The 11988-nt window shown below is 42.3% G+C and carries 10 protein-coding genes; 4 read left to right on the top strand and 6 right to left on the bottom strand.

What is annotated here, in order from left to right:
* Positions 1 to 101: 101 nt before the first annotated feature.
* Positions 102 to 875 (top strand): PEP-CTERM sorting domain-containing protein, encoded by a 774-nt coding sequence (locus V7K50_RS18895; protein ID WP_334962625.1) that lies wholly within the window; start codon positions 102 to 104, stop codon positions 873 to 875.
* A 330-nt stretch (positions 876 to 1205) separates the two neighbouring features.
* Here the strand turns inward: V7K50_RS18895 and V7K50_RS18900 are convergent, their stop codons facing one another.
* Both V7K50_RS18900 and V7K50_RS18905 read right to left on the bottom strand, forming a co-directional pair.
* Complete coding sequence (locus tag V7K50_RS18900) at positions 1206 to 3299, bottom strand: BNR-4 repeat-containing protein (protein ID WP_334962627.1); 2094 nt, start codon at positions 3297 to 3299, stop codon at positions 1206 to 1208.
* A 158-nt stretch (positions 3300 to 3457) separates the two neighbouring features.
* Positions 3458 to 4375: an AEC family transporter gene (locus V7K50_RS18905; protein ID WP_334962809.1), complete on the bottom strand. Its 918-nt coding sequence runs from the start codon at positions 4373 to 4375 to the stop codon at positions 3458 to 3460.
* A gap of 102 nt (positions 4376 to 4477) precedes the next feature.
* On the opposite strand from V7K50_RS18905, the gene V7K50_RS18910 reads away from it, so the two are divergent.
* Both V7K50_RS18910 and V7K50_RS18915 read left to right on the top strand, forming a co-directional pair.
* Entirely contained in the window at positions 4478 to 5278 is an 801-nt protein-coding gene (locus tag V7K50_RS18910) for a M15 family metallopeptidase (RefSeq protein ID WP_334962628.1), read from the top strand.
* A 79-nt stretch (positions 5279 to 5357) separates the two neighbouring features.
* On the top strand, positions 5358 to 6515 hold the full coding sequence (locus V7K50_RS18915; RefSeq protein WP_334962630.1) for a DNA cytosine methyltransferase: 1158 nt from the start codon (positions 5358 to 5360) through the stop codon (positions 6513 to 6515).
* Here V7K50_RS18915 and V7K50_RS18920 read toward each other — a convergent pair.
* The 4 genes from V7K50_RS18920 to mrdA all read right to left on the bottom strand — a co-directional run bounded on the left by V7K50_RS18920 (position 6478) and on the right by mrdA (position 10582).
* Complete coding sequence (locus V7K50_RS18920; protein WP_334962632.1) at positions 6478 to 7227, bottom strand: hypothetical protein; 750 nt, start codon at positions 7225 to 7227, stop codon at positions 6478 to 6480. The two genes, V7K50_RS18915 and V7K50_RS18920, sit on opposite strands and share 38 nt — an antisense overlap.
* Positions 7205 to 7432 carry a helix-turn-helix domain-containing protein gene (locus tag V7K50_RS18925; protein ID WP_442944626.1) on the bottom strand — a complete coding sequence of 76 codons (228 nt, stop codon included), beginning with the start codon at positions 7430 to 7432 and terminating at the stop codon, positions 7205 to 7207. The genes V7K50_RS18920 and V7K50_RS18925 overlap by 23 nt, the downstream gene beginning before the upstream one ends.
* A gap of 148 nt (positions 7433 to 7580) precedes the next feature.
* On the bottom strand, positions 7581 to 8624 hold the full coding sequence (locus tag V7K50_RS18930; protein WP_334962636.1) for a serine hydrolase domain-containing protein: 1044 nt from the start codon (positions 8622 to 8624) through the stop codon (positions 7581 to 7583).
* 110 nt (positions 8625 to 8734) lie between these two features.
* Positions 8735 to 10582 (bottom strand): penicillin-binding protein 2, encoded by a 1848-nt coding sequence (gene mrdA, locus V7K50_RS18935; protein WP_334962638.1) that lies wholly within the window; start codon positions 10580 to 10582, stop codon positions 8735 to 8737.
* Positions 10583 to 10855: 273 nt separating this feature from the next.
* On the opposite strand from mrdA, the gene V7K50_RS18940 reads away from it, so the two are divergent.
* Positions 10856 to 11983: an ABC transporter ATP-binding protein gene (locus V7K50_RS18940; RefSeq protein WP_334962640.1), complete on the top strand. Its 1128-nt coding sequence runs from the start codon at positions 10856 to 10858 to the stop codon at positions 11981 to 11983.
* Positions 11984 to 11988: the final 5 nt, after the last annotated feature.

An 11988-nucleotide genomic window follows, 5' to 3' on the forward strand; every position in this document is an offset into this window, starting at 1 on the left:
CACTCAACATGGTACTATCAGCATCACATAACCTGAAAAATCGATGAAAACTTCTCAGTACTTTCCCTTAGTTGTTTCTTCGCTGGTAGATTAGTGGAGCAATGTTTTTCAGCGCTCCTGCTCAAAGCGCAATTTTCCGTTTTCAAGTACCTAATGGGTCAAATTATCCTATAGTTGGTAACAGAGCCGTGCTTGGTAATAGTTCTGGTAACCCGCTCAATCTTATCTCTTTCAATTCTCCAGAGTTTCCGACTAGTCAAATTGCCAACAACAACACCAGCCAAGTAAGTATATCTTCAGTTGGCGGTCTTGTATTACCTGGAGATACCTATACTTTAAATATAAACATTGAGGATAACCCAGATGGGACTGCGGTTTTGAACTTACTTGAGGCTGCATCACTTGTCGCTACACCAACTGGTATACAAGAACAAGCTTTCCCTACTCTAACAACTTCTAGTAGCACCTCCCCAGGAGCGAAAACATCATTTTCAGCATTTCGTGTTAGAAACCTCGTCGATATTAACGGCAAAAGTATTGTGCTCGATTCTATTTACCAAGTTCCTGGCGATCAATTGAGCTTTTCTGGACTGGTATCTTCTTCGCCTCTGACATTCAGTATTAGCAGCCAACCGATAGCAGGGTACGTACCTTTCGATCAATTAAACGATTTTTCGTCTCCAGTAGAATATACTCTCCAGCCTGGAGGTAGCATAAGCGTTACTAATCCTCAAGGATCTAAATCAGTTCCTGAACCTAATCTTATTGGTGGTTTACTCTTAGGTATTGGTTTTGCTGCTTTCTTTAAACGAAACTTATTTAACAGCAATACTAAGGCGAGCCGAAAATTGTTAGCCAATTTTTTTAATTGCTAGGACTTACGCACTGTACAAAGGAATCATCTTGTGTATTGACGTAAATAGGTTTTTTTAGGCTTTTGCAAGCGATCCTTTGTTAGCCGCGTAAGCGTAGCCCGCCGCAGGCATCGCAAAAAAATAGTTGAAAAATTTGGCTTTTAAGCCCTGAAAAGCATATCTGCTATTTGGGCTTTTCTGTTAATGCGTAAGTCGTAATTGCTTCCAAATGAGAACCACGGGCAATCAGCATCACTGCTCATCGACTAGCGCCAGTTTTGCCATTGCGTGGGGGTTTCCCCCATGAGCAAGTGGCGTGGATTTAGGGGGATCTAAAACGTTTTGCTACCATTAACCGAGAACTGCTATATCTGAAGCAGGGGCACACCAAATATTAGTATTAAAGCATCGTACCCATCCAGAGTAAGCACCCCGCCACCACACAACAGCAATCTTACCATCATGATTTTTAGGGCTGTAAGGACGACCATTAATAATATTAGGTAAGGAATTTGTAGTGATATCTCTGACTTTTGACCAAGTTAAGCCATTATCTGTTGTACGCCACTCCTGTAACTCTCTGATTCCAGTAAGGTCTGTAGATGATAAATCAGAATTATTAGTTGGATTCTGAACTACAGTATTAACCAAATACACAATATTCGGGTTATTACCATCAAAGCAGCAACCACCTGTGTAACAAGGTTCATCAAGAGGAAACCCATTTACTCCCTTAGTACCCATGCCTGGAAATGATACAGCAACTCCTCTAACTGTGGGTTGAGTAAAGGTCAAGGAAGCAGAGGAGTAGGGGAGAAACCCCATAGCTAAAGCCAAGGGCTTGAAATAATTTAAATAAGGACGGATTATTTCTCGTAATTTTGATCTCGAAATAAATATTTTTATTTTCTCCATAGCTAAAACCAGGGACTTGTACCATATATTATTGAGGGGAATTTTCTTTTTCTCCCCTGCTCCTCTGCTCCCCTGCTCCTCTGCTTCTTTAGTAACTTTAGGTTGAATAGAGGGAACAACATTAGCTCCGGTAATATCAACTGGAGTTATCCATGCTGTTCCATTCCATCTAGAGAACATATAGCGTTGATTGGTGTAACCAAAGCTACCAGACCCATTATCATAAGTTGTAAATAATACAGATGGGTTGCCATCAAAACCGATTACAATATCCCAGCCCCATGACCTAACATTCACGCCATTCCAAACCATAGTAGGGTCACTACCCCCACGGTGTTTAGGTCGTATAGGCAAGCTAGGGAATTGCTCACCTGTAGCTGAGGGGTTAACCATTTCTACACCAGCAGAAGTATAATAACGTGCTTTGTTAGCTGCTTTATCCCACTGTACATAGAAATGATATAAACTCGTGCCATTTCCATTCTTTCTTGTACCTGAGTCACCTGGATGACCATCAGTGAAGAAAAAGTCTACACGGTTTTTACCATTGGCTACAGATTTTACATAGGGACGTTGATTTTTCCAAGGGTCAAGGGTACTTTCAATTAAAGGTAATGCATCACTATCAGATGCCGTAGAATTTGGGGGATTTTGAGTATTTGCAAACAGAATAGCGTGTGGGGCTTTAGGTGGTGTACCAGTGCGGAAATGATTAAGCAAAATTCCAGTATCTTCTAATAACCTGGGATTGCTATAGCAAGTTGGTAAATTAATATTTGGGCTTGAATTGGTGTTAGCAGGGCTATCTACAATTGCTGGAGACCACTGTGTAATATCTTCTGGGTAAATAGTGGTTCTTGACCTAATACCAGATGGGTCATTATGAACACTATAATAACAAGTAATTCTGCCATCAGACCTGATGAATACTGCCGCATTATCATGGTCGTCAATTTCAGCCCCACCAAGTTGGGTAACATAGGTTGAGACATCTTCTAAATCAAAGTGGGTAGATTCTTTAGTTGTGTTATTTACTTTTGTAACCCCAACAACTCCTCTATTATCAACCCAACCTATATAAGTATTATCCCGATAACAAATTGCTCTCGGATCTGTAAAGAATGTCCAGACGCCATTTTGACGCACCATAGTACCTTCACAAGTTGAAGTAGAACTTGCCACGGTTAAAACATTGGAAGGTGTTCCAACTCCTGAAACATTTATAGCACTAACCCGAAAATATATTGTCCCCGCAGCTTTTGTGAGATTATATGCTGCTAAGTTAGTGTTTCCGGTGTTTATAACTGTTGTCCATCCGCTAGAACCATTAACACTACTTTCAATTAAATAACTTGTGATTTCTCTACCGGAACCACTAGAAGCAGGGGCTACCCATTGGAGATGACATTTATTACTTACTGTGTCTGTAAAACTAAAGTAGGGTAAATTGAGTGGTGAATCAGTTCTGGCTGGGGTAAATAACTTGAGAGTTAAAGATGTAGGTGCTGCTGGTGTACCTGAAGTTTGCATGAGTGATACAACACTTGACTTATAATTACTGGCAATAATATATATTAGTTGCTCTGACTCTGAAATCATTTCCAGAGTCGCTTAAAGATACTCCCATAACTCAATTAATACTGACCGGATTTACAAATGCGATCGCACAAAACCACATAAATCGCCAATCAAAATAGCCACAGCCAAACTGGGAGAGTCACCAGCAATACTATCGCCCCAGCAGCTAAGGCTGTAACTGCCAGATCGCGATCGAGATTAAATGTCTCAGCAATTACCAGTGTGGCGAAAGCTGGAGGCATAGCCATTTGTAGGACAATGACTTTTGCGATCGCCCCAGTTAATCCAAACAGTGGTAAAGTACTCCCCAATATCAAGGGAACTAGCAGCATTTTGATTCCCAAGCTCATGCCTGCTTGTGGTAAACTACCCCAAGATTTGAGCAGCGCCAGTCTCATCCCAATTAACATCAAAGATAAAGCTACACTACTCCAAGCAAATTTATCCAGGCAAAATTCCGCAACTGTGGGAATTGTCACCTCCCGAAACAGCAAGCCAAATCCGAAACCCCACAGGGCAGGATTAATTAAGATGGCCTTAGCAGTCTGCCAATAATTCTGGACACCGCCGCCAAAACGCGCTGCTAATAACACACCCAAGCCATAAGTTCCGGGGAATGAACCTAGCAAATCGTAAAATAGCGCCCAAGCAAAGTATTCCTTGCCTACCATTGCTAAGGCAATGGGATAACCAAGATAACCTGTATTACCCAACATTGCTGCTAATATCAAGCTAGCCTGAGTTGATTGTTGAGGGACGGTATTTTTAAAATAGGCTTGGGCTTTAATCCCTAACCAAGCTAAAAATGCTCCGAGTAAAATGGCAAGGTAAGCGAAGGCAGGTGCAAGCCAAATTTGCCCAGACAAGCTAGATTGACGTAAAAACGATACTATGCTTATGGGTACTCCCACCCAAAAAAGAAACTGTCCCAAACGTGTAGGAACTGTCACAGGTAGTTTGCGTCCCAGAATAAAACCTACCAGGACTAATCCTCCCAGCTTGACGTATAGTTCTAAAAGGTTTGTCAAGATTGCGCCTAAAAACCACAGATGTAAAATGCTACCTGTTACGTCTACTTTTGTCCAGTGCAAAATCTGTTATGTCTATCCCACAAAAACAGGAGTTTACCCTTGAATAAGGCAGGGTTTTCTGGAAAACCGCAAAACTCATCGAATGACTCTGGTGATGATATTCCAGTGGCTGTACGCGATACCCCCAATGCCAGACCGAAAATTTGGTTGCAACCCCAAATGGTGCTGATTGGGGGAGTAGTGGGATTTATCCTGCTGGCTTTAATTAGCGGTTTTTTGTTTTTCATCACTGCACCCAAAAAAACCGCCAATTCTCAACCTTTACCAGCGACTTCGGCTCCTACGATTCCCGCAGCATCTAATAATTCTAACGATACTGTGTTAGGGCATTTTCCATACTCAGAAGCGCCTGAGTCAGAACTAGTAAGCATTTCCGCAAATAGGGGCATTAGAATGCGAAAAGCTGCTGCCCAAAAGTTTGAGGAGATGGTAGCCACCGCGCGGAGGGCAGGTGTAATTGTAGTCCCAATTTCTGGCTTCCGCTCAGTCAAAGACCAGGAGCAGTTGTTTTTTGCTGTCGGTGCCCAGCGAAATCAAACGCCAGCAGAACGAGCTGCCCTCAGCGCTCCTCCTGGTCATAGCGAACATCACACAGGTTACGCTGTGGATATTGGGGACGGATCAGTACCAGCAACTAATCTCCAAACTAACTTTGACCATACCAAGGCTTATCAGTGGATGCAAGCAAATGCCGCGCGTTTTGGCTTTGAAATGTCTTTTCCTAAAGATAATGTTCAAGGTGTGAGTTATGAGCCTTGGCACTGGCGTTTCGTTGGCGATCGCAATAGTTTGGAAATGTTCTACAAAGCCAGAAATTTGAAACCCGCTAAAATACCTTAATAAAAGTTGATCTAGAGATTAGTATCTTTTTATCAAGGAGTTGCTTGACGATAGTTTACGAATACTATAGTATTCATAAATGACATACAAGATTATTGACTTATTTGCTGGTGCTGGTGGCTTCACAAAAGGGTTTCACATGGCGGGCTTTGAATCTCTATGTGCAATCGATGTAAATGCAAAAGCCTTGGCGACCTACAAGCACAATTACCCAAAAACCAAAATCATTCATCAGGACATACGTCAGGTCAGTCCTGATGACTTACGATTAGCGTTGGGCTTGCGGCGAGAAGCACCAATACTGTTGATTGGCGGTCCCCCGTGTCAAGGATTTTCCAGAAATATTCCTGCTGGTTATCGCTACCTCAATGATTCGCGTAACCTGCTATATCGAACGTTTTTGGAATTCGTAGAGGAGTTTAGACCCCTTTATGTAGTAATGGAGAACGTGCCTGAAATATTGAAAGCTTATAATGGCGTAATTAAAGAAGAAATAACAGAAAAACTTGAATCATTGGGCTATAAAGTTGTCTCTTCATCATTAAATGCTGCACATTATGGAATACCACAAACGAGAACCAGAGCTTTTTTTATAGCTAGTCTAGATCGCTCCCTTCATTTTCCTGAACCAACACATTTTGGTGATATTAGGAGCGACTATAGAAGTACGAAATCTTGTAATCAGCTTAATTTGTTAGAAGCAAATATTTCTCCACTTGTCACAGTTAGAGATGCCATTGGAGACTTACCACCACTCGATGCAGGACAAGACTATGAGGCTGAAGTTTATCCTTCTCCTCCACAAAGTATATATCAAGCAATGATGCGTCATGAAAGCATAAAAATTGTTAATCATGTTGCTCGCGCTTTGAGTCCAATTCAATTTTCGAGAGCTCGCGCTCTTTCTGAAGGACAAGATGCTAGAGACTTACCTCCTGAATTAGCTCCCAAGAAACACTATAGCGGCGCATACGGGAGACTTTGCTGGGATAAGCCAGCGAGAACTATCACCAGATGGGTCTTCCATCCAGGATCGGGTAGATTTTTTCATCCAACTCAAGATCGAACAATTACAATACGCGAAGCTGCAAGATTACACTCTTACCCAGATGATTTTCACTTTTTGGGAACATATACTGAGATGGCTTCTCAAATTGGTGAATCTGTACCTCCCCTGCTAGGTAAAGCGATCGCTTCATCTATTCTTCAGACCTATCCTCAGAAAATTGGGTATTGATTTGATCTTGCAAAGCAGAGAGAACTGTCTCCACATATCGATCAAGCGTCAGACGAGTTCTTGCAACTGTAATCCGAACAGCCTGTGTAGGAATAGTTCTAGCTCGAAAAAGTTGTTTCTGATTTTTGTACCAAACCAATTCTGTTTTGCCTGCAACGCTTCCCTGTAGTCCAGCACCTAATCCCCCAGTAGTTCTATCTACCGTCCAAGCCCAAGAAAAGGTATTTGGGTCAAGAGGATAGAGTGGAAACTCGCAGTAAATATACTCATAGCCTTTGATAGTTTTCAGTAATATGCCTTCATAACTATTAATAACGCCCTGTACTGCCTGATTCAAAATAATTTTTTCGTTCCAATGTTGGATAATGGCTGATCCAAGCTCATTAGGCAAAGATTGCTCAGTCAGACCAGGAAAACCCAGTTGGACAGACTTCTTGATGACATCTGCTCTCTGAATTACAAAGAAAAATGGATTTGTAAAGTTGAGGCTATTGAGTTGCAGGGATTTGAGCGACCAACCAGTTTTAGTCACCAAGTCAACAGCATCATAGAGAAGCTTGCTACGTCCCAAAGCGGGATCTGATAAAGGAATATGCTTAACATAATGAAAAATTGCTTCCCACGTATAATCTTCTATCGAGCCGATGACTGGAGATGCAATGGTAGCAATAATGGCTTGGGTTAATCTTTCAATCTCGTTGTCCGTCAACACTGAGGGATTCCTCTACAGCTTGTAAAAACTCACTCATTGTCATACCTAAAGCATTGGTAATATGGCTAAGAACTCTAACAGATGGACTTTTTAGCCCTCGCTCAAGCTGGCTGATATAAGTCCTGTGCAGACCTGTCACTTCTGCAAGATACTCCTGTGACCAACCTTTCTCTGTGCGACGACGCTGTAATTCTATTCCTAACATTTGGTCTAGTTTACTGGGCTGCATGAAGAAAAAGCGTAGAATTTTGAATACAAAAGTTCTACAGACTAAAGTATTCAAAATAGCCAAATGTGCCATTCGGGTAAGACTCTAAGACTCATTTCTGATTAGTTATTTTCACCTTTGCCCCCTACTCCCCTAATGGAGGCTGAAGCACTAGTTCCGTAAGAACTGGACAGTAGTATTCAGCAATTTTCTTAGCGATCGCATCTGGTCGAGAAATTTTATCGAGATTGCAAAGTAAAATTACGGTAATTTTGTCATCAATAAAGCGGGTAATGTTACTTGCGAATCCTAGTATTGAACCATTATGACCAACTACGCGGCGATCGCCATAATTAAATACCCACCAACCTAAACCTGCAACATATCTCAACTTTTCCCAATCATCGCCCTGATTGGGAAAATGAGGAGTCCACATCAAATCAAGGGTTGATTGCTTTAGTAGAGTTGCACCACAAAGGGCCTGTTCCCACTTCACCATATCTTCTACACTGGAAAGTTGACCTCCAGCAGAATAGGTAACAGAAGGACTGTAGTAAGGTTTGTTAACGAGTTTGCTGTTTGACAACCGATAGCCAGAAGATCGGAGTAGCACTATGTCTTTGGGATCATTCATTACGGTTGTGTTCATTCCCAAAGGAGCAAAAATGCGATCGCGCAACAAATCTCCATAAGATTGTCCAGTTACCTTCTCTAGGATCAAACCCAGTAGATAGTAGCCTGTGTTGTCATAGGCGCTAAACTCACCCGGTTGGAACTTCAGGGGTAGGTGAGTAACTAGAGCCAAAATTTCAGATTTCGATAAATTAAGATGGGTAATTTCCCAGTAGTTTGGGGCATCGGTATAACTAGGAATTCCAGACTGATGAGACAGAATATGCCCGATTGTGACATTTTGCCACGTTAGGGGTAGATCATCGAGATAGTCTGTGATCGCATCTTCTAGCGAAATTATCCCTTGCTCTACCAGCATCATTATGGCTGTAGCGGTGAAAGTTTTACCGACAGATGCAATTTCATAAACTGTGTGTTCAGTAGCTGTAACAGAGTGTTCAATATTCGCTAGTCCATAGCCCTTAACTAAAACAGGTTCACCTGACTGCACCACTGCAACAGAAAGTCCAGGAATCTGGTTTTTAGTCATTATGGCTCGAATATAGTCGTCAATCATAATTGACCTGTCTTATTAAATATGATCAGTTTGTAGTAAGCACTTCAGTGCTTAAAAATCCAGGACTAAAGTCCTTACTACGAACTTATTCACCCCTTGGGGACAGAGCGCTAATCTCCAGTGCCATGTCCTGAACTCTGGGTTTTAGCTTCTGATGGGTCAGGCTGAGGTTTTTGATACTTACCTGGATACTTGTGCTGAAAATAAGCTTCCAGTACTTGTAAAACCATCGGGCCGCAAACAGTACCACCATGCTCGCCAGTATTTTCACCAAAGGCCACAACCACAATTTCCGGCTGATTACTGGGGGCATAAGCACCAAACCAAGTATGATTTGGACGACCAACACCGGCTTCAGCAGTGCCACTCTTTCCAGAAGCTGGGGGAATTGTCGGCACGTTCAAGCTCTTACCTGTACCCTCACTCACCACCTTCCGCAGTCCGTCACGGAGAACTTTGATGGTTTCCTGCTTCATATTTAACGATGAGCGCCAACTTTTTGCTTCTTCGTTGTCTTTGAGCAAATGCGGCTGAACTCGATACCCGCCATTAGCAGGGACAGAAAACATAATTGCCGATTGTAGGGGTGTCACTTGCAAAGCACCTTGACCAATTGACATATTAATGGTGTCGCCTACACTCCAAGGTGTCTTCAAAACTTTCAGCTTCCATGTTTCATCTGGAACCAAGCCTTTTGATTCTTCGCCCTGAAATTCAATGCCAGTTTTTTGACCAAACCCGTATTTGCGGCTCCATTCGATTAAAGTTGGACCACCGACTTTTCTGCCAACTTGATAGAAGAAAGTATCACTACTCATCGCGATCGCTCTGGGAAATCCCAATGGTCCAAATCCGGCGTGGTTCCACTCACCAAATGTCACCCCACCAACAGTCAGGGAACCAAAGGTCTGTAATATTGAGTCAGGAGAGAATTTACCTGATTCCAGTCCGGCTGTTGTAGTAACAATTTTAAAGGTACTGGCGGGGGGAAAGGCACTCAAAACACGATTGACCAAGGGATGATCCTTACCTTGCAGATTTTCCCAATCTTTCTGGGAAAGTTTTTGTTTGGAGAAGATATTTGGGTCAAAGGTGGGGTAAGATACCATTGCTAAAACCGCACCATTCTTCGGATCAATTGCGGCGATCGCACCTCGATGATTTCCCAAAGCTTTTTCGGCTGCCTTTTGCACATCTAAATCTAAAGTCAGGTGCAAATCGTTACCAGATTTTGCCTGTTTCTCTCCCAAAACCCGGATTGGTCTACCCGCACCATCTACTTCCACCTGCTGACCGCCCCATTCGCCCCGCAGCACTTTTTCATAAGCTTTTTCTACCCCCATCTGACCGATTACATCTCCTAGTCGGTAGCCTTGCTCCTTCTTGTCTTTTAACTGGTCGGCGGTCAACTCCCTTGTATAACCTAATACGTGCGCCAATTCCTTGCCGTGGGGATAATAACGTACCGAATCTGTATTGATTTCCACTTCTGGGAGTTCATTTTTATATTCCTTTAATGCGGTGATTTCTGCTTCATTGAGATCGCGAGCAATGCGGATCAGTGAAGAAGAATTAGCACCTGCTTGGTCTAATTTCTTTTCCATCTCATCTTGTGGAATGTTGAGAATTTGCGCTAAACGGGGGCCGACTACAGACCAGGAAGGCTTAGTATGTGCCATCGGCCACAAATATACAGAGCTAGGATAGCGAGTAGTGGCTAAAAGTTTGCCATTTCGGTCAAAAATATTGCCCCGTTCTGGTTGTTTAAGAATCATCCGAATTCGGTTCGCTTCGGCTCGTTCCCGGAGTTTTGGCCCTTCAACAATTTGCAAATATGCCAAACGCGCCCCAATACCAGAGGTCATCAATAGGGTAAATACGATTAAAAATATTGATTGGAAACCACGTCCAACGGTACGTGTATCTTTTTTGGCGCCAAGTGATGGGAATAAAGACATAAGTATCAATTAAAAATTCAAAATGAATAAACGCAATTCTAGCTAGCCTATTTTAATGCTTATTAGCTGAATCTAAGAATACCTAAGTACTAATACAAGTATAGATATTTACATTAATTTTACGCCAATACTGGGGATGAAAGAATCGGGCGAGTATATTCTTGAACAATTGTTTTTGGCGGATACAATAAACCAAAGTGTCAAATCTAGTTTGCCCAATAGACTATATTAATTGACAAAATAACTGAAGATCACGGCATTATACTGAGGATTATGGCTCAAATTTCCATGCAGAATCAGAGGGGGATAACAAATTTTCAGCCACTTGATGTTGAACTGCGTAATGTGTTCAAGTTTTTTAATCAAGAACCAGCAGTACATGGAATCGATTTGGATGTCAGACAAGGAGAATTTTTTAGTATTTTAGGCCCCTCCGGTTGTGGTAAAACAACAACACTGCGCTTAATTGCTGGGTTTGAAATTGCTGATGCTGGCAAGGTGTTGATTCAGGGTCAGTCTATGACTAATGTGCCGCCTTACCGCCGACCCGTCAATACTGTATTTCAAAGTTACGCTTTATTTAACCACCTGAATGTCTGGGATAACATCGCCTTTGGACTGAGGTTAAAAAAAATACGCAAATCGGAAATTGAAAGTAGAGTCGAAGAAGCTTTAAAACTCGTGAAAATGGAAAGTTTGCGATCGCGTTTTCCCAATCAACTTTCTGGTGGTCAACAGCAACGGGTCGCCTTAGCCAGGGCTTTAGTCAACCGTCCCACCGTCGTATTACTGGATGAACCTCTAGGGGCGTTAGATTTAAAACTACGTAAGGAAATGCAGGTTGAGTTATCAAATTTACACAAAGATTTGGGATTGACCTTTGTGATGGTGACGCACGACCAAGAAGAAGCATTATGTTTGAGCGATCGCATTGCCGTGATGAATCAAGGCAAAATTGAACAAGTTGGCACTCCCAGTCAAATTTACGAACGTCCCCAAACATCTTTTGTTGCTGATTTTATTGGCGATACTAATTTATTCAGTGGTGAAATCGTCGGGGTAGACTCTTCTCATGTCCAAATTTCGACAAAAACGGGGCTTTCAATTGTCATTAGCCGCGCTGAAGATACACCAACTGAATTATCACAAGCGGTAGTCGTCAGTGTGCGCCCAGAAAAAATACAGCTTTCACTTTATCCACCGAACTTGCCAGCTAATTGTTTTGAAGGGCGGCTTGTAAACGTTATGTATTTAGGTACACACGTTAATTATGTTGTGGAATTAACAAATGGCATTAGCATCAATGTGTTGCAACCTAATACCATTGGCGCTTTACCAGACCGCGACACGCCTATCTACGCTTGGTGGGGAGAAAGTGATTGTTTAGCGATTACTCAATAATAATT

This window comes from Nostoc sp. (genome assembly GCF_036917135.1).
Lineage (GTDB): Bacteria > Cyanobacteriota > Cyanobacteriia > Cyanobacteriales > Nostocaceae > Nostoc.